We start from the raw sequence: 18,876 nt of genomic DNA, 5'->3' as shown, positions 1-18,876 counted from the left end.
ATTAATGAGAGCTCGGTTATATGCGGGCCAATTGGTTGTGCGGTAGATTTTGTGTGTAGGCTTCTTCATTTGGAAATTATATTGCCGAAGGAGTCCTTAAGAACAGCTTTGTGCAACAAAGCCCATTTGAGACTATTTAAAAATTTTATACATCTATAAAAACTATTGATGGCTACAAGCTGATCATTTTATTTAATGAGAATTATTATTATCTTTTTGTATCTTTACTGAGCAATATTCCTTGTTAAACAAAATAAATTCAATGATTTAGTGTTGTTTTTCTAGGTTCTTTTATGGAATTGAAATAGTAAATGATAATAATTATCATTAGTTCTATCTTAACTACAAACTCCCTTGTACTTAAGATGTGTTTCAGGCCTAAAACATTTCGAAAAACAAATTAACTCTTTTGAAAGAGGATATCAACAGATGCATTCACTTGCTAATCGGTTGGCGTTACAACATTTCGTCAATGCATATACGCAAGAAACTGGCAAAGGTCACTTGTTTCATAAAAGTCAGCAATCTCTTCAACTACAGACGTTTAGCCAAGGTTTGACGCTGTTATCAATACCGATTACCTCTATTCAAGCACGTTGCTTTTTCCCTTTATCTTATGTGAGCTGTGTGGGGCGACATCGCTTAGCAGATCTTCCGCAAATTATCATCGATGAAAAAATTAAGGTATTTAGTCCTGTAGCAATTGTTGGGTTGTTGCTAGAAGAACTTGTTCAAGAAGCCGCTGTTCATCTAGATGCTGCTTCATTAGTTGAAAAATGGATTCAAAGTCGAGATGCGCTACAACAGTTTTTACAAAATCGTGAATATGAATTTGATGATTTAGTAAAAGCAGGGCAAAGCTTTATTGAAACAGAGCAAGCTTTGATTTTAGGGCATAGTATGCATCCCGCGCCAAAAAGTAGGACAGGCTTTGTTCATGAAGATTGGTTAAACTTTTCTCCTGAAAATAAAGGTAAGACTCAACTTCATTATTGGCTAGTGCACCAAGATTATATTGCAGAAGGTAGTGCGACTGATGAACCTATTTCAGCGCAATTAAAAACTGCGTTACAGTGGTATTTATCTGAAAGTGATCTCAATTTATTAAAGACACATGCGGAATATAAGTTACTTCCTTTACATCCATGGCAAGCGCGTTATTTACAGGGCAAAGCTTGGTTTGAACGATTAAAGCAAACAGGGCAACTGATTGATTTGGGCTTGCGTGGTTGGCAATTCTCTCCAACCACTTCCATACGCACATTAGCGAGCTTCAATGCACCTTGGATGATGAAGCCGTCACTTTCAGTGATGATTACCAATTCTATTCGAGTGAATTTGGCCAAAGAATGTCATCGTGGTGAATTGACACATCGTCTGTGGCATAGTGAGTTTGGGCAAAATATTCTTAAACAGTGTCCAAGTCTAAAAGCAGTCAATGATCCAGCTTGGATCGCTTTAAAAATCGATGATGAAGTGATCAATGAAAGTATTTGTATTTTCCGAGATCAACCATTCCATCCACAACAACAAGTCACTTGTATCGCATCTTTGTGCCAAGATCATCCGATCAAGCCTTTAAATCGTTTTAATGCCTTATTTGCAAAAATTGCGAAAGCCCATCCTGATGCTGAAGTTTCAGAGATTGCTTCAGATTGGTTTAATCGGTTCCTCGAAGTCAGTTTGCAGCCTTTGATGTATCTATACCATCGTTATGGTATGGCATTTGAGTCACATCAACAAAATGTATTATTAGAACTCGAAAACCATTTTCCTAAAACTTTATGGTTACGTGATAACCAAGGTTTTTATTATATTGAAGAATTTGCCACTGAAATTCTGCAAGCACTTCCTGAACTGAAAGAAAAAGCCTTTGCGGTAGGTCCGAAAGCTTTTGTTGATGAACGTTTTAGTTATTATTTCTTTGGCAATACTTTGTTCGGGATTATTAATGCCATCGGTGCAACAGGCTATATCACTGAAGATGAATTGTTAGCGCATCTAACTGGATTTTTAGAAGAGCAATTACAGCAATATCCTGAGAGTACCTTAATACAAGGACTACTGTTCAATTCAACGCTGCCTTATAAAGGCAACTTGCTGACACGTTTGCATGAATTAGACGAGTTGATCGCACCTGTAGAAAATCAATCTGTTTACGTGCAACTGCCAAATCCACTGCGTATTTCACAGAAGGATGTCAGTTATGCTTGATTTTATTGGAATTGGTCTAGGACCTTTTAATTTAAGTCTTGCTAGTTTGCTACAAAACAAAAGCTCACTCGATTACGTATTTTTTGAGCAAAAGGCGCAATTTGATTGGCATGCAGGTATGCAACTACCTAATACGGTATTACAAGTGCCATTTATGGCAGATTTAGTCTCGATGGTTGATCCAACCAGTCCATTTAGTTTTTTGAATTATCTGCGTCATCAGCAACGTTTGTATAAGTTTTACTTTTTAGAGCAGCCACATATTCCACGTTGTGAATACAACCACTATTGCCAATGGGTTGCAGAACAACTTGATTGTATCGAATACCAGTCGCAGGTTCTAAAGATTGAACCTCAAACGATAGGTTTTAAAGTAGTCGTTGAATCAAACGGTGTTCAGCAAAGTTATTTATGCCGTCATTTAGTGATTGGAAGTGGTAATGTGCCATATTTGCCTGAATGTTTGGCAAAGATTCAGAAAGTCCGTCCACAACAATGTCTGCATTCAGCACAGTATATGACGCATGCCGATACAGATTTACATGGCGATGTGGTCGTACTTGGTTCTGGACAATCTGCAGCTGAAGTGTTTATCGACTTATTTGATGAACAGCAAGATACTGTTAATCATCAGTTTGATTTGCATTGGTTTACTCGTTCTCAAGGTTTCTTCCCGATGGAGTATGCGCCATTAGGTTTGGAACATTTTAGTCCAGATTATGCACAGCATTTTTATGATTTGACTGCGCAGCAAAAGGAACAGCAGTTAAAGCAACAAGCCTTGTTATACAAGGGAATTAGTGCAAAAACCATTCGGGAAATTTATCAAAGACTTTATCACCGCAGTATTGCAGGTCAAAGCTTACAGACACATTTACATAGTCAATGTGATTTGAAAGATGCAGAAGCATTGGATACACAAAAAATCCGACTGCATTTCCAGCATCGTGCTACAGCTCAGTCTTTTCATCTCGACTGTGATTTTCTTGTAGCCGCGACGGGTTATTTCACGCCTGATTTTGGTTTTATGCAGTTGCTCAAGCCATACATCGAGTTTGATCATAAACAGCGTTGGCAGATTACAGACGACTATCGTGTTGTACATCGGCTGAATGGTCATATTTTTGTTCAAAATCAGGAAATGCATAGTCATGGTGTCGGCACACCTGATTTAGGTCTTGGTGCTTATCGTGCAGCAAAGATCATTAATCAATTGCTTGCTGAGCCTCTTTATGAATTAGGCAATCAAGCGCAGACATTCCAACACTTTAATCTCTCTCAAAATCCAAAAATTTGTATGGCAGATGACAAAGCACAATCAAACGAGTGCCTTTGCGAAAATTCTCCCAATAAAAACCATTCAATTTTCAAGAAAACAGAACAGAACGTGATGACGGCGCATCCTAATCGTCGTGGTGCAAACACACGTACACAAACTGCTTCTGTACATTCAACATATGAGAAACTGATATGAACTTTGCAACTTTAAAAATTAATCAGCAGCAATGGCGTGCCGCAGGACAACGTCTTATTGAAATGGCGATTGCAGAGTTTCTATACGAAGAAATTATTGAAGTTAAAGCATTGTCAGCAGGGCGTTATCGTTTAGATTTAGGCAATCGTCAGTATGAGTTTCAAGGAAATCAATATCTACTCGGACACTGGAATATTCAGGAAGCTTCGGTACGTGATGTGACTCATAGTCAGGAAAATGATCAACCTGCTTGGAACTTACATGAGTTTATTGTCGCAATGTCTGACAGTTCTAATGTTAAGCCATTTACCAAAGCGTATTTGATCAAAGAAATGAATAATACTTGGCTGGCAGAAGCACATTTGTTCAATGAAACACGTTTGCCAAGTATAGCGGTTTTGACAGAGCCACATTACAAAGTTGAAGGCATGCTACGTGGTCATCCTTGGCTCATCATGAGTAAAGGGCGTATGGGTTTTGGTTATGATGATTATTTAAGCGCTGCACCAGAGCTTTCACCTGAAGTTAAAGTGTTGTGGTTAGCCGTACATCGTGATTTAGCAGAGTATCGAAGTACTGAAGATTGGAGTGCCTGCGGTTTATATCAACATGAATTTGATGCCAATGAACTACAGCAGTTCATCAATATTCTCCAAGAAAAAAACCTAGATCCACAAAATTACTTTTTGATTCCCGTACATGCTTGGCAATGGCATCAATGGCTTGTTCCGACTTATGCCAATGAGATTGTGGATCAGAAAATTATTGAGTTAAATATCAGCCAAGATAGCTATGTGCCGATGCAATCAATCCGCACATTATGCAATACGTCAAACCTACAACGCCATTACATTAAGTTGCCTGTCAGTATTTTTAATACCGCTGTTTATCGTGGATTACCCTCAAAGCGTAATCTAGCAGCTCCAGCAGTGACCGCATGGTTAAAAAGAATTCATCAACAAGATCAAGACTTACAAAATACAGGTGTGATTTTCTTAGGTGAAGTTGCGACTTTAACTATCCATCAGCCGTGTTTTGACCGCATTGACGGTGCACCGTATCAATTTAAAGAGCTGTTCGGTTGTTTATGGCGTGAAAGTGTTGATCGTTATGTTGATCCATCTCATCAAGTGTTATCTCAAGCAGCATTGTTACACCGTGATATTTCAGGTCAATCGATCCTGAGCGTGTTGATCCAAGCATCAGGTTTAAGTCCTTTGGATTGGTTAGCACAATTTGCTCAAGTAAGCATGAGTCCATTATTACTTTGCTTATATCGTTATGGTTTAGCATTTTCACCACACGGTGAGAACACAATGTTGGTACATGAAAATGGTGTGCCGAAAGCAATGGTATTAAAAGACTTCATTGACGACATCAATTTAGTGGATGAGGATTTTCCTGAGTTAACTCAGTTACCATCTGAAGCAGATTTATTACTCCGTCACGAAGCGACCGATCTAAGCCATTTTATTTTCACAGGTCTGTTCATGGTGCATTACCGTTATATCTGTAATGTGTTCTTGCAAGACTATCCTGAATATTCTGAGCTTGATTTTTGGCAGACCATTTCCAACACGATTGTTGAGTTTAACCAAAAACATCCAGAACTGGCTGAACGTGCTGATAAATTCGCCATGCTGCGTCCAAGTTACACCAAAATTTGTCTAAACCGTGTACGTCTATTTACCACAAGTTATAACGATGAAGCAGAACGTCCTGTTCCTGTCTTCCTTGATCCTATTGCAAATCCAGTTAGCCCAGAAACATTGAAAACATGGGCAGAACAACCACGCCAAGCTAAAGCGGGCTAATTTTATTCGTCATTTTATAGGTTCGATATGAAAACTATCTCTCAGCAATTACCAGATTATTTTGAATACTTTGAAGATGGTACACAGTACTACTTACGCCAAGTGCAATATCCACAGGATATTCCTTTATTACATCAATGGATGCATGAGCCACATGTAATTCCTCAGTGGCAGTTAAATAAATCGGAACTAGAGTTACAAGTTTACTTCGACAAAATGTTAGCAGATGACCATCACCGTTTATTAATCGTTGGAATTGATGGCAAAGATGTGGGCTATACCGAAATTTATGAAGGTAAACGAGATCGTTTAGGCCGTTATTACGATGGTGATGACAATGATCTCGGTTGGCATCTCCTGTTTGGTGACAAATCTGTGTTTGGCAAAGGCTTCTTGCGACCAACCATTCGGTTACTCAGCTTTTACATTTTTGAACATTCGAAAGCTAAAAAAATTGTGGGTGAGCCAGATCATACCGTTAAACCATATGCAGCAGTAGTGGCAGAGCTTTGTTATGAAAGCCAACGTTTAATACCGATGCCTGAAAAAACAGCGATGTTGTACTACTGCTTCAGAGAAACTTTCTATAACAAGTTTGGGGATTATTACCAAACATCACAACAACAGCTAGCTAATCAGCCAGCCAAACTCCTGAGTGTTACATGAGCTTATATATCAATGAAATGCATATCTTAGACATGCGCTTTGCGGCGAATGTCTCTGTTGCAGAATTTGAACAATGGTTAGCACGGATTCAGCACTATTTCGAACATCAGCGAAATTTTGTGTTGATCATGCAAACCGATGCAAATACAGAATTTCCGGAGGAATATAGAGCAATCCAAGGCAAATGGTATAAGCAATATAAACAAGATTTTTACCAATATTGTTTGGGTTTTGCTCGTATTGCTCAAGATGAAGAAGATCGTATTCGATTGGATACACCAGCTCTGCACAAAGCTTGGCATGTTCCATATTTTGTGAGCGTAGATAAAGCTGAAGCCACACAATGGGCTTTGCAGAGGTATTTATGAATCAAAATTCATTAAATATTCAGAAAGTCTCAGCCTTGAGCCTGAGTGTCGTGGTGGTTTTATATCTCGCGCATGCCTTACCACTGTATTTTTATAATGTGGCCTTACCTGCGATTCTGCGTCATCAAGGCGTAGATTTACGTTGGATTGGCATGTTGTCGCTGCTCTATATTCCTTGGGCATTCAAGTTTTTTTGGGCACCACTAATTGATCGTTTTTATTTCAAAAAACTCGGTAAACGTAAAACTTGGCTTTTGTTTACGCAAATAGCTTTGGTGTTGGGGGTCGTTGCTTTGGCACTTACCCAATTCGATTACGGTCTTGGTGTATTTGTTATTGTCGGTTTATGGATTTCAACTTTTGCTGCAACTCAAGATATCGCAATTGATGGCTATACGGTCGAAACCTTTTCAGAATCTGAGTATCGACTAGGCAGTATGGCGCAAAGTATAGGTGTTGCGCTTGGCAGTATGGTTGGTGGAGCAGCAACTTTATGGCTGTATGAGCTTTATGGTTGGCAAACTGCACTGATTTCCTTAGCCGCTATGACAGCATTGACGATGTTGGCTATTTTCCAGATTAAAGAAAAATCAAATGTAGAGAAAATCTCAAAACAGCCGCCAAGTCTGATCCGTGCATTTAAACGTCCAGAAATGTTATGGGCATTAGCCTTGATCGTATGTTATCGAATTGTCGAAGCACCGGCTATGGCGATGCTGAATCCGATGCTGATTGATCAGAAATGGTCGTTGTCACAAATCGGCGTGCTGATGTCTGTAATAGGTGCAGGGATTGGATTATTAGCCGCTGTTTCAGCTGCATTTTTATTAAAAAAAATAGCCGCAACACAATTGCTGATCTGGGCTGGTTGGGCACGCAGTTTGGTTTACGCCTTGTTGGGTGTTGCAGTTTTACTCAGTTGGTTGAATCAATGGCATTTACTTCTTGGTGGCTTTGTCATTGTCATTCTTGCCATCCGCTATATCGCAATGACAGCCTTATATGCACATTTCATGCAGACCAGCTCCAAAGAACAAGCTGGTACTGATTTTACGATTTTAGTTTGCTTCGAACTATTGGTTTATTTTATTGGCGGTGCAGTCTCAGGTTTCTTAGCCAAAGCATTTGGTTATGGAAACTTCTATCTCATTCTCGCAGTTTCATCTGTTTTAAGCGTGTTGCTTAGTCAACTGCTTATTCGCAAAGCAAAACAAACGCAACAACTCATCTAGGGGTCATTTATGAAAGTTCGTTCACTTTCGACATCATTAACACTGCTCAGCTTGGCGATCAGTACGCAACTTTATGCTCAAAATGTCGAGCAGACTTCAACCGTAAATCAACTGGCACCGATTGTTATGACAGCAACTCGCTCAGCTCAAAGTATCGCTGAGATTGCGGGAACTGTTTACAGTATTAGCGAAGAAGACATTGCAAAACAAGCTGCTGCTGGTAAAAGTACCGCAGATATTTTAGGACTGTTGGTTCCATCTTTAACACCAAGTTCAGGTACGACCAGTAACTATGGGATGACCATGCGTGGTCGTACAGTGCAATATATGATTGATGGTGTTCCGCAAACGGGCTCACGCGATAGTTCACGCCAATTAAATAGCATTAGCCCAGACATGATCGAACGTGTTGAAGTCGTGTCAGGTGCAAGTAGTATTTATGGTGCAGGTGCTACAGGTGGGATCATCAATATCATCACCAAAAGAGGTTCGGGTGATGGTGTAAATTTTGAAACCAAACTCGGCGTTACTTCAGGTGATAATTTCAAAAGTGATGCTTTAGCTTATGAAGCGTTTCAGTCTGCATCATTTAACCAAGGGGATTGGAGTGGTTTTATAGGTGCTAGCTATACACAACGCGGTGAAATTCAAGATAGTCGAGGTGATCGTGTAGGTCCAGAAGTTGCACAAACAGATCGTCAAGATACTGAAACTGTAGATGTGAATGGTCGTTTAAGCTGGCAGTTGGCAGATAAGCAAAAATTAAGTATCGGTGCGCAATACTATAACGATGAGCAGGACAGTGAATATGGCGCTGATTATGGTCCAGGCTTATCTGTTTTACTTCTAGGGGCAAAACCTAGTCAAAAAGCTGTAAAAGGTTTAGAGCTTGATACTCAACCACGTACTAAGCGCAGTGCAGTAAATGCACAATATGAAAATCAGGATTTTCTTGGTCAGACTTTAAATGCAGAGGCGTATTATCGTACTGAAAAAGGGCGATTCTTCCCAAGTGCAAATGCTTTAGCACATGCATCCATTCCAGGTGGAAGAACATTTATTGTTACCCAATCAGAAACAGATATTGATGTTTTTGGTGCTCGTTTAGCACTTCAAAGTAAACTCAATCTGGCAGAACGTGCATTAAATCTAACTTATGGTGTGGATTACGATAAGGAAAATGGCAAACAAACAGCACAACTTTATGATCTAAATACTTTTATCAGTAGTAATGGTCTAAAGTTTAAGCCCCTAAATAATTATGCTTTTGGTCCTGAGGTAGATACTGAAAAGCTTGGTTTCTTCTTACAAAGTCAATTTGAAGCAACTGATCGCTTAAATCTACAAGCAGGTATTCGTCATGAGCGCATCGATAGTGATGTTAAAGACTCAGTTCCATATTCTGAAGCAATGGTTGCCGATTTCGTTCCAACATACCAAGCTAAAACCTTAAAAGGTGGTTCAGTTAAGCATGATGCAACACTCTTTAATGTAGGCGCACTTTATCATTTAACTGATGCACAACAGGTGTTTGCAAATTTCTCGCAAGGTGCAAATTTACCTGATGTACAACGTATGCTAAGAGATGTCCCTGCAAACTTTGTCGTAAGTAACCAAACAATTGATCCAATCAAAGTAAATAGTTTTGAGCTGGGCTGGCGTCTACAAGATGATGCGTTAAGCACAGGGATCACTGCGTTTTATAACAAATCTGATAAGTCATTGAAATTTGGTCCTCCAAGTTTTGCAATTGAAGTTATTGATACAGATGAACGCGTGTATGGTATTGAAGGTAATGTCAAATATACCGTTTCAGATGATTGGAATGTAGGTGGGACTTTAGCTTATACACGTGGTCAGTTCAAAAACTCAAATGGTAAATGGCAAGAGTTAGATGCAATTCGTGTAGCACCTTTGAAAGCAACGGTTTATTCAGACTGGCAATTCAATGATGGTTTAGGTTTACGAGTACAAGCTTTGGCTATTGATGGTACGGATGAAGCACGTAAAGATGCGATTGCGAATGGTAGTACTCGTCCTCCAGCAGAAATCAAAGGTTTTGCAGTGATGGATGTGATTGCCAATGCAAAAGCAGGTCCAGGAACTTTAGGTTTTGGTGTATATAACGTGTGGAATACGGACTATAAGTCTGTTTATAGCCAAGCAGTTTCAACGGTTTACGGCGATATTTCGAGCTTGGCTGCTCAAGGTCGTACCTATGGTTTGAGCTACACTCTCAAGTACTAATCTTATCCAGAAGGCATCTTTTAGATGCCTTTTCTTTTGATGAATACTACCTATGCAACAAAATTTTAAATTATTGGCTTGGGCAACTCTAGCCAACGGTACTTGTTTTTCAATGATTTTACCTTTACTTGCCCCATTAATTCGTGAGCTTGGCTTAACAGAAGTACAGGGCGGAGTAATTGTTTCAGCGGGTGCAATTTGTATGGCGATTGCATCTATTCTGATTGCCAGAGGGGAAAAAATACAGACTCCTTATCAATTAATGAATTATGGTTTCTGGGGCATGACCATTACTTGGGCTATATTTACAGCGATTCTTTATTGGGGAATACAACAAACATTACCCGTAATGATAGTTTTTGCTTTGTTGGTGATTAGTCGAGCAAGTACTGGTGGTTTTATGGCTATGCCACAAATAGGTCTACAAAGTTATGTCATGCAACATGTCACAGAGGAACAACAACGCAGTCAAAAAATGGCAATGTATGGTGCGATGAATAGTTTAGGTATGATCGTCGGCCCATTTCTAACTTCAGTGTTATTGTTCGGTGGAATTTTATTGCCAATGTGGATTGCAGTTATTTTATTAGTGATTTTTAGTTTGATTATCACAATGTATTTTAAACATGATGAGGGTAAACAAAACACAATATTGGATCAAAAACAGCCTGTAAAAATAGAGCATTCATTTTCATTAAAACCAGCTATTCCTTGGCTTATTTTAGGATTTACTACCTATATGGCTATCGTGACGCTCAATATGACGGCAGGTTTTTATATTCAAGACCATTTTCATTTAAGCTCACAACAAAGTGCGATTTATTTTTCCCAATGTATGCTCATTGTTGGTTTTAGCTTAGTGATTACTCAGATCCTGATTGTAAAAGTACTTCATTTAAAACTGAAAGCTTTGGTATTGGTGGGTACGTTTAGCATGGTTATTGGACTCATCCTATCTTTAAGTGCAATCCATATTTGGATGTTTCAATTAAGTTATTTATTTTATGGGGTCGGAGTGGCAAGCCTTTTGCCTGCATTTACCACAGGGGCGGCTCAATCTGTTACGCAAGCTGCTCAAGTCAAAATGGCAAGTATTTGTACAGCTACTCAAGCGATTGGTCTCATTGTGGCGCCTTTACTGAGCACTTTTCTATATCAGTTCGGCATTCACTTACCTTTTTATTTACTCTTAATATTGATGGTCACAGTGGCGGTCTACTTGTTGATCATATCCTATTCAAATCAGAATACGATGATAAGCAATAAGGTTAATTCCTAAATCAAATATGCTTGAAAGACAGAGAATATTAAATTTTTATGATTGCAGTCTCGTAATCAATTCTTAGATGATTATTTTTAGTTGGACATTTGATCTAGGCGTATGGATATTCATTCTGCAGTTTATTCACATTTTCTATCCAAGGGGACTGAACCGTACCGGGTTTGTCGGAGAGTCAATATTCGTAAGCGTCCGCTGAGCCCCACTTTTTCTAACTCATTAATACCGCGATAGTGTCCACTAAATTTTAAGTGGACACCTATTTATGGATTTAAAGACAGTTATAGACAGCACACCAACGCTAAAAAAGCCTCGTCGAACCTTCACGGCTGAATTTAAACATCAACTTATTCAGCAATGCCAGCAGCCAGATACATCAGTGGCCAAGGTCGCAATGCAACATCAGATCAATGCCAATCTGTTGCATAAATGGATTCGTCAATCCAGATCAATACCCCCTGCATTAACAACCCCATCTAGTCCACAGACTGACTTTCTTCCGGTCATGCTTCACCCGACTCCAGCCAAACAAGACGCACCTCCGCTATCTGTGCCGGAGAAGAATACTGTCGCTCATATCAGAATTCCACTGCATCAGAAACAATGTTCTGCAAGAGATCAGGTGATCGAAATCGAATGGCCAGTGGAATCGGCCAAGGAGTTGCTGCTTTTACTTCAGGGCTTGATCAAATGATCCGTATCGATGAAATCTGGCTCTCTACCCAGCCGATGGACATGCGTGCGGGTATGGATACGGCTATGGCGCAGATCATGAAAGCCTTTGGCTCGATCAAACCGCATTGCGCCTACCTGTTCTGTAATAAACGTGGTCATCGTATGAAAGTACTGGTACATGATGGACTGGGCATCTGGCTGTGTGCCCGGCGGCTGGAACAGGGCAAATTTCACTGGGCTCAAGTTCACCAAGGTGAAACCGTGGCCCTCAGCCCGGAACAGTTACAGGCACTGATCCAAGGTTTGCCCTGGAAGCGCATTGGACGACAGCAGGTGGTGACGATGCTTTAAACCAGGCTGTTCCATTCTGCTATTCTCCAAACGTTCTATTTCATTCTTCTCATGACCTCAGGCATACTGCGGTCATGAATACGCTGCCTGACTTAAGCCAACTGACCCATGAACAACTGCTGGAATTCACCAGGCAGTTGGCGATGCAGCATCAGTCTTTGGCACAATCAAATCAAGAATTAGAAAAATCAAACCAGCAATTAGATGCCAGAGTTCAACATCTTGAAGTCACCAATCAGCAATTAGATTCTAAAGTTCAACATCTTTCTATTCTCAATGCCTTTGTTGCATAAAGATTTTAAAGATAGAGCTTTCCTAAGTTGTTTAAATTTAAGTGACAACTTGGGTGTGAGGTCGGCCGAGCTCCGTAAACTTATTTAAGATGGCCACACGTGCATGAATCTCGTTGACTTGGCTATCAAAATTCCGAGCACTGAGCTTATCGCCTAATAATTTGATGCAGTGCATCTTGGTTTCTACCAGACTTCGCTGATGGTAGCCCGACCATTTTTTCCATAGTGTCCTGCCTAAACGTTTAACAGTGCGAAGTAATTCATTTCGCTCTAGCGAATGAACTTTTGTATCTTTCCAAGGCTTCGCATTTTTTCTGGGTGGAATAATCGCATGGGCATTTCGATCTGTGATCAACTGGCGACACCGCTTTGTGTCATAAGCACCATCGGTATAAACGGAGTCAATATGCTCATCTTGAGGAATCTGATCGAGTAAATCACCAAGTACTTGTGAATCACTGACATTATTTGTCGTAAGCTGAACGGCACGTATTTGCAGTGTTTCAGCATCTATACCAATATGCAGTTTACGCCATTGCCGACGGTATTCAGGCTGATGCTTCTTACGCTTCCATTCGCCTTCACCTAAAAATTTTAAACCCGTAGAGTCGACGAGTAGGTGTAACCCATCACGACTTTTCTGGTAGTTAATTTGAATATCAATATACTTTTGTCTTCTACAAAGCGTCGTGAAGTCTGGTGCTGTCCAATCTAATCCGCAAAGTTTAATTAAGCTTTGAACAAAACCAGTAACCATGCGTAAAGTGAGTCTAAATAGAGATTTGATCATCAAACAGCATTGAATCGCTATGTCGGAGTAGGTTTGACTTCGACCTTGTTTGCCTTGAGGTTCTGCATACCATTGTGTTTTTGGATCGAACCAAATGGCAATATTCCCACGATTAATGAGAGCTCGGTTATATGCGGGCCAATTGGTTGTGCGGTAGATTTTGTGTGTAGGCTTCTTCATTTGGAAATTATATTGCCGAAGGAGTCTTTAAGAACAGCTTTGTGCAACAAAGCCGTACTTAGTTGGAATCAAGATTTAGAAACATTTTCTACATTAATAGAGTCAGCAGCTCTTGATGTTCATGCTTATACAATTCTTGTAAATAATAGATCATATGGTGATAGTCGAATTCGTGTGCCAGCTAAACAATCCTTTAATCGAGATTTAGCAAGAGTAAGAGGTGGTGAAAATGATTTTGTTGTTGCCGCTACAATTGATATTAAAGAACTAAGAGTTTTTCAAAGTAGGTCAACACGCTGGACCCAAGAAGGCGACAAATTTAAACCATTACCTGAAGGCTTTACAATATCGAAACTTCGAAAGTTATCGCCTCCAATTAAGTAGTAAAAAAATAGAGCCATTAGGCTCTATTTTTTTTGCTTTAGCATAGCTGATTAAGTTTGTAACAATCTCGAAATATGTGTCAAAAATCTCACATTATCTGTCATTCAGCGATGTTTTTATGAATTACCAGCTTAACGCACCGCCAGTTTGGTAATCTGTTACGCGCGTCTCGAAGAAATTCTTCTCTTTACGCAAGTCCATCATTTCTGACATCCACTGGAACGGGTTATTCACACCAGCGAACTGTTCAGGCAAGCCTAACTGCGCCAGACGACGGTTCGCAATGAACTTCAGGTATTCTTCCATCATGCCAGCATTCATGCCAAGTACACCGCGTGGCATGGTATCACGTGCATATTCGATTTCCAGCATCGTACCTTCAAGAATCATCTGAATGATTTCTTCCTGGAATTCAGTCGTCCATAGACCTGGGTTTTCGATCTTGATCTGGTTGATCATATCGATACCGAAGTTCAGGTGCATTGACTCATCACGCAGGATGTACTGGAATTGCTCGGCAACACCATTCATCTTGTTACGACGGCCCATCGACAGGATCTGGCTGAAACCGCAGTAGAAGAAGATCCCTTCAAGTACACAGTAGAATGCGATCAGGTTGCGAAGCAAAATCTGGTCGTTTTCAGGTGTACCGGTTTTGAAAGTAGGATCACTTAAAGACTGCGTATATTTCAGACCCCATGCTGCTTTACGTGCAACTGACGGTACTTCGCGGTACATGTTGAAGACTTCACCTTCATCCATACCTAAAGATTCGATACAGTATTGGTACGCATGCGTGTGAATCGCTTCTTCAAACGCCTGACGCAGGATATATTGACGGCATTCAGGGTTGGTAATGTGACGGTAAATCGCCAGTACCAGGTTGTTTGCAACCAGTGAATCCGCAGTCGAGAAGAAACCAAGTGAACGCATCACGATGGTACGTTCATCTTCAGTCAAGCCATTTTCAGACTTCCATAGCGCGATGTCGTGGTTCATATTCACTTCTTGCGGCATCCAGTGGTTTGCACAACCGTCTAGATACTTCTGCCAAGCCCATTCGTATTTGAATGGAACAAGCTGGTTCAAGTCCGCACGACAGTTAATCATTGCCTTGTCGTCAACTTGTACACGTTGCGCGCCCATTTCAAGCTCTTCCAAGCCTGGAGCAACATCAAGCTGCTCTAGGGAAGCAGATGCTCTTGCCAGCGAATCGGTTGGATTTGATCCTCGGTTTTGAGTGGTTCTAAGGGGTTGTGCAGCTGCCACATCCGACGATGTGTTGCTTGCATCAGGTACCACCTGTGAATTAGACGCTTTTTGCGGCTCGACGGGCGCAGGCTGCTGTGTTTGTGCAGCTGGTTTTTGCGAATCATCTTCGAAATCGTCCCAACTTAAGATAGACATATCAGTTCTCTCTTCGATGCTTATATCTTTTATTAGACATTCAGCCTCGCTGAAATGTCCTACTATACGCTCAATTTATGTAAGCAAAATTAAGTTTTGTCGATGACTGCTCTGCTTTTGTACGGAAGAGCAAAAATCCCCACTACTTATTTTGCTTGCGCGATTTATGAGCCTTTAACCAGAAATAGGCAATTGGCAAATAAAAGGTAAGTACAAAGGAAACGACCAGTGCCACAAGTCCTAACAGGTAATTGTGAGTCATATGCGGCATGGTGGTTTCCTTTATTTTCTAATTTCTTTTGAATCCCCCTAAATCCCCCTTTTGCAAAGGGGGACTTTCACATGTCAGATGACTGAGCTGTGATCCCCCTCCTTTTAGGAGGGGTTAGGGGAGGTCAAGCGAAGCTTACTGACAAGCCTCACAATCTGGATTGTCAATTGAACATGCCATTGGCACTGGTGCTGCATTTGCAAAACCTTCTTCCTCTGCAGGAACTTCAGGTTTCGCTTCAACTGCTGGAGCGACTGCCGCAACCGGCGCTGCAGTTGCAGTCGCTTTAACAGCATTTAGTGCGCCAGTGTTAATCGTCGATTTCTCAGCAGACGTTGCACCCAATGCACGTAGGTAATAAGTTGTCTTAAGACCACGTAACCAAGCCATCTTATAAGTAATGTCCAGTTTCTTACCGTTTGCACCAGCGATGTAAAGGTTCAGAGACTGAGCCTGGTCAATCCATTTTTGACGACGTGAAGCAGCATCTACGATCCAGCGAGTTTCAACTTCAAACGCAGTCGCGAAGATGGCTTTAAGCTCTTCAGGAATACGAGAAATCTTCTGCACAGAACCTTCGAAGTGTTTCAGGTCGTTAACCATCACAGCATCCCAAAGACCACGTTCTTTCAACGCACGTACCAGGTACGGGTTGATCACGGTAAATTCACCAGACAGGTTTGATTTCACATACAAGTTCTGGAAAGTTGGCTCGATCGATTGAGACACGCCACAGATGTTTGAAATCGTTGCTGTTGGTGCAATCGCCATTACGTTCGAGTTACGCATGCCGTCTTTTTGAACTTTGGCACGTAAAGTATCCCAGTCCAGACGTTGTGTACGGTCCACTTCGAACATGCGTTCTGGACGAGTTTTCGCAACCAGGTCAAGTGAGTCGATTGGTAAAATACCTTGATCCCACAATGAACCTTTGAATGTTTCATACGTACCACGTTCAACAGCAAGATCACTTGAAGTTGAAATCGCGTAGTAAGAAATCACTTCCATTGATTCATCAGCAAACTCAACCGCAGCATCAGAACCATAAGCAAGGTTCATTTCGTATAGCGCATCCTGGAAGCCCATGATACCCATACCAACTGGACGGTGTTTCAGGTTTGAATTACGTGCTTGAGGAACAGCGTAGTAGTTGATGTCAATCACGTTGTCCAGCATACGAACCGCAGTTTTAACTGTACGTGCCAGTTTTTCACGATCAAGTACACCGCCTTGAACGTGTTGTACCAGGTTGATCGAACCCAGGTTACATACCGCGATTTCTTCTTTGCTGGTGTTCAGCGTAATTTCTGTACATAGGTTAGAAGAGTGAACTACACCCACGTGTTGTTGTGGTGAACGCAGGTTACATACGTCTTTGAATGTGATCCACGGGTGACCTGTTTCAAACAGCATCGACAGCATTTTGCGCCACAAATCTTTTGCACGGATTTTCTTGTGCAACATGTTTGTTTCTTTGGCAATGCTTTCGTAGTAAGCATAACGCTCAGCGAATTCTGCACCTGTCAAATCATGTAGATCAGGCGTTTCAGAAGGGGTGAACAGTGTCCATTCCGCATCTTCGAATACACGTTGCATGAACAGGTCAGGAACCCAGTTCGCAGTATTCATGTCGTGGGTACGACGACGGTCATCACCAGTGTTCTTACGCAGTTCCAGGAATTCTTCGATGTCCAGGTGCCAAGTTTCAAGATATGCACATACTGCACCTTTACGCTTACCACCTTGGTTTACTGCAACAGCTGTATCGTTCGCTACTTTCAGGAACGGAACCACACCTTGTGATTTACCATTTGTACCTTTGATGTATGAGTTCAGGGCACGAACTGGTGTCCAGTCATTACCTAAACCGCCTGCCCATTTAGACAGCATTGCGTTATCACGCATCGCGCCATAGATATCAAACAGGTCATCATCAATCGTGGTCAAGTAGCAGCTAGACAACTGTGGACGAAGCGTGCCTGAGTTAAACAGGGTCGGCGTAGATGCCATGTAGTCGAAGCTAGATAACAGGTTATAGAACTCGATTGCACGCTCTTCACGGTTTTCTTCGTTCAGGGCCAGACCCATTGAAACACGCATAAAGAATAATTGCGGCAATTCGAAACGTACGCCATCCGAGTGGATGAAATAACGGTCAAATAATGTTTGCAGACCTAGATAAGTAAACTGGTTAGAGCGTTCTGGTTGAATCGCTGCAGCCAATTTAGTCAGGTCAAAGTTAAGAAGTTCAGGTGAAAGAAGTTCTAGCTCAATCCCTTTTTTCAGGTAAGTTTCTAGCGCATCGCCTTCAACGGTATCTGTAGGTAAACCCAGGAACTCTAAACCAGTTGCCACCAGGTCATTACGTAATAGACGAGCAGTTACATAAGTATAGTTTGGTTCTTGTTCGATACGGGTACGGGTCGCCATCATCATGGTTGTAGAGATGTCTGACTCTTTTACGCCGTTATACAGGTTTTTTACGGTCTCATCGACAATTGCCTGAACGTCGATTCCTTCAAGGCCTTCAGCAGCTTTAGCAACAGTTTCAGTCAGTTGGCTCAGGTCAAGCGGTTTGAGCTTACCCGCTGCATCAGTGATTTGCAGGGTAGGGTGATGGTTGGCACCCAGCTGCTTACGAGCGTCAGAACGTTGTTCGCGATAGATGACATAGGCACGCGCAACTTTCTGTTCGCCAGTACGCATAAGCGCAAGTTCAACCTGATCCTGGATTTCTTCAATGTGAATCGTCCCACCAGAAGGTAAGCGACGTTTGAAAGTGTTCATAACCATTTCCGTCAGCTGCTCAATACGATCGTGAATACGGCTCGAGTCAGCACTCTGTTGGCCTTCAACAGCCAAAAAAGCCTTACCAATTGCGACAGAAATTTTTTCTGCATCAAAAGTGGCAACATCACCGGTGCGTTTAATCACCTGAAGTTGACCAGGAGTTGAAGTAATTACGCTCATTTTAGCATAGCTCCATTGTCATCTATTTTTATGTTTATGGACCGTTTGAACTGGGCAATTTTTATGCCACAGTGTTTGAGGAATAAACACAATACCTAGTGGTTTAAAAATTAATTGAACACAAGATACGGGAAAATTTAGGGTAGATCAATATTGACATTTTAATAAATATTTTAGTGAAACAACCTGAGAAACTTTATTAAAAAAATCCTTTTTTTTATCATCTTGGTGCAAGCCTTATTCGGCAAGGCATAGCATAAC

The 18,876-nt window shown here is 41.2% G+C and carries 13 protein-coding genes and 2 pseudogenes; 12 read left to right on the top strand and 3 right to left on the bottom strand.

What is annotated here, in order from left to right; genetic code table 11:
• Window positions 1-429: 429 nt before the first annotated feature.
• The 11 genes and pseudogenes from acbA to F899_RS16010 form a co-directional block, all read left to right on the top strand.
• The gene (acbA, locus tag F899_RS12425) at window positions 430-2,214 is read left to right on the top strand and encodes an acinetoferrin biosynthesis protein AcbA (RefSeq protein WP_004814633.1); all 1,785 of its coding nucleotides are present in this window, start codon (window positions 430-432) and stop codon (window positions 2,212-2,214) included.
• Window positions 2,207-3,688: an acinetoferrin biosynthesis monooxygenase AcbB gene (acbB, locus tag F899_RS12420; protein WP_004814635.1), complete on the top strand. Its 1,482-nt coding sequence runs from the start codon at window positions 2,207-2,209 to the stop codon at window positions 3,686-3,688. Before acbA ends, acbB begins: the two co-directional genes overlap by 8 nt.
• Entirely contained in the window at window positions 3,685-5,502 is a 1,818-nt protein-coding gene (gene acbC / locus F899_RS12415) for an acinetoferrin biosynthesis protein AcbC (protein WP_004281756.1), read from the top strand. Before acbB ends, acbC begins: the two co-directional genes overlap by 4 nt.
• A 27-nt stretch (window positions 5,503-5,529) precedes the next feature.
• Complete coding sequence (gene acbD, locus F899_RS12410; protein WP_004814638.1) at window positions 5,530-6,168, top strand: acinetoferrin biosynthesis acetyltransferase AcbD; 639 nt, start codon at window positions 5,530-5,532, stop codon at window positions 6,166-6,168.
• On the top strand, window positions 6,165-6,536 hold the full coding sequence (gene actB / locus F899_RS12405; protein ID WP_004281762.1) for a protein ActB: 372 nt from the start codon (window positions 6,165-6,167) through the stop codon (window positions 6,534-6,536). Before acbD ends, actB begins: the two co-directional genes overlap by 4 nt.
• On the top strand, window positions 6,533-7,768 hold the full coding sequence (locus tag F899_RS12400; protein ID WP_004683789.1) for an MFS transporter: 1,236 nt from the start codon (window positions 6,533-6,535) through the stop codon (window positions 7,766-7,768). The genes actB and F899_RS12400 overlap by 4 nt, the downstream gene beginning before the upstream one ends.
• 9 nt (window positions 7,769-7,777) lie before the next feature.
• Entirely contained in the window at window positions 7,778-10,015 is a 2,238-nt protein-coding gene (locus F899_RS12395; protein ID WP_005223101.1) for a TonB-dependent receptor, read from the top strand.
• A 52-nt stretch (window positions 10,016-10,067) separates the two neighbouring features.
• On the top strand, window positions 10,068-11,294 hold the full coding sequence (gene actD / locus F899_RS12390; RefSeq protein ID WP_005223099.1) for a putative acinetoferrin export transporter ActD: 1,227 nt from the start codon (window positions 10,068-10,070) through the stop codon (window positions 11,292-11,294).
• A 265-nt stretch (window positions 11,295-11,559) separates the two neighbouring features.
• Window positions 11,560-11,988, top strand: a complete 429-nt coding sequence (tnpA, locus tag F899_RS12385) for an IS66-like element accessory protein TnpA (RefSeq protein WP_005108355.1) — start codon at window positions 11,560-11,562, stop codon at window positions 11,986-11,988.
• The gene (gene tnpB, locus F899_RS12380) at window positions 11,985-12,320 is read left to right on the top strand and encodes an IS66 family insertion sequence element accessory protein TnpB (RefSeq protein ID WP_005223096.1); all 336 of its coding nucleotides are present in this window, start codon (window positions 11,985-11,987) and stop codon (window positions 12,318-12,320) included. The genes tnpA and tnpB overlap by 4 nt, the downstream gene beginning before the upstream one ends.
• A gap of 74 nt (window positions 12,321-12,394) precedes the next feature.
• Window positions 12,395-12,598, top strand: a pseudogene (locus F899_RS16010) (DUF3287 domain-containing protein); the annotation flags it as partial.
• 52 nt (window positions 12,599-12,650) lie between these two features.
• Here F899_RS16010 and F899_RS12370 read toward each other — a convergent pair.
• Window positions 12,651-13,583 (bottom strand): IS5 family transposase, encoded by a 933-nt coding sequence (locus F899_RS12370; protein WP_004811110.1) that lies wholly within the window; start codon window positions 13,581-13,583, stop codon window positions 12,651-12,653.
• Between the two features lie 51 nt (window positions 13,584-13,634).
• Here F899_RS12370 and F899_RS12365 point away from each other — a divergent pair.
• Window positions 13,635-13,967: pseudogene (locus F899_RS12365) on the top strand (hypothetical protein); the annotation flags it as partial.
• Window positions 13,968-14,090: 123 nt separating this feature from the next.
• Here F899_RS12365 and F899_RS12360 read toward each other — a convergent pair.
• On the bottom strand, window positions 14,091-15,374 hold the full coding sequence (locus F899_RS12360) for a ribonucleotide-diphosphate reductase subunit beta (RefSeq protein WP_005223093.1): 1,284 nt from the start codon (window positions 15,372-15,374) through the stop codon (window positions 14,091-14,093).
• A 406-nt stretch (window positions 15,375-15,780) separates the two neighbouring features.
• Window positions 15,781-18,615 carry a ribonucleoside-diphosphate reductase subunit alpha gene (locus F899_RS12355; RefSeq protein ID WP_005223091.1) on the bottom strand — a complete coding sequence of 945 codons (2,835 nt, stop codon included), beginning with the start codon at window positions 18,613-18,615 and terminating at the stop codon, window positions 15,781-15,783.
• Between the last annotated feature and the right edge of the window lie 261 nt (window positions 18,616-18,876).

It is taken from the genome of Acinetobacter sp. CIP 101934 (assembly GCF_000369585.1).
In the GTDB taxonomy this organism is placed as follows: domain Bacteria; phylum Pseudomonadota; class Gammaproteobacteria; order Pseudomonadales; family Moraxellaceae; genus Acinetobacter; species Acinetobacter schindleri.
The sequence above is the reverse complement of the archived record's forward strand: the minus strand, read 5'-3'. Positions and strand labels throughout refer to the sequence as shown.

Coding starts and splice junctions, on each gene's coding strand:
- F899_RS12400 (WP_004683789.1), top strand. CDS start 6,533: ATGAATCAAAATTCATTAAATATTCAGAAAGTCTCAGCCTTGAGCCTG.
- acbD (WP_004814638.1), top strand. CDS start 5,530: ATGAAAACTATCTCTCAGCAATTACCAGATTATTTTGAATACTTTGAA.
- tnpA (WP_005108355.1), top strand. CDS start 11,560: ATGGATTTAAAGACAGTTATAGACAGCACACCAACGCTAAAAAAGCCT.
- acbA (WP_004814633.1), top strand. CDS start 430: ATGCATTCACTTGCTAATCGGTTGGCGTTACAACATTTCGTCAATGCA.
- F899_RS12360 (WP_005223093.1), bottom strand. CDS start 15,374: ATGTCTATCTTAAGTTGGGACGATTTCGAAGATGATTCGCAAAAACCA.
- acbB (WP_004814635.1), top strand. CDS start 2,207: ATGCTTGATTTTATTGGAATTGGTCTAGGACCTTTTAATTTAAGTCTT.
- F899_RS12370 (WP_004811110.1), bottom strand. CDS start 13,583: ATGAAGAAGCCTACACACAAAATCTACCGCACAACCAATTGGCCCGCA.
- actB (WP_004281762.1), top strand. CDS start 6,165: ATGAGCTTATATATCAATGAAATGCATATCTTAGACATGCGCTTTGCG.
- acbC (WP_004281756.1), top strand. CDS start 3,685: ATGAACTTTGCAACTTTAAAAATTAATCAGCAGCAATGGCGTGCCGCA.
- F899_RS12395 (WP_005223101.1), top strand. CDS start 7,778: ATGAAAGTTCGTTCACTTTCGACATCATTAACACTGCTCAGCTTGGCG.
- F899_RS12355 (WP_005223091.1), bottom strand. CDS start 18,615: ATGAGCGTAATTACTTCAACTCCTGGTCAACTTCAGGTGATTAAACGC.
- actD (WP_005223099.1), top strand. CDS start 10,068: ATGCAACAAAATTTTAAATTATTGGCTTGGGCAACTCTAGCCAACGGT.
- tnpB (WP_005223096.1), top strand. CDS start 11,985: ATGATCCGTATCGATGAAATCTGGCTCTCTACCCAGCCGATGGACATG.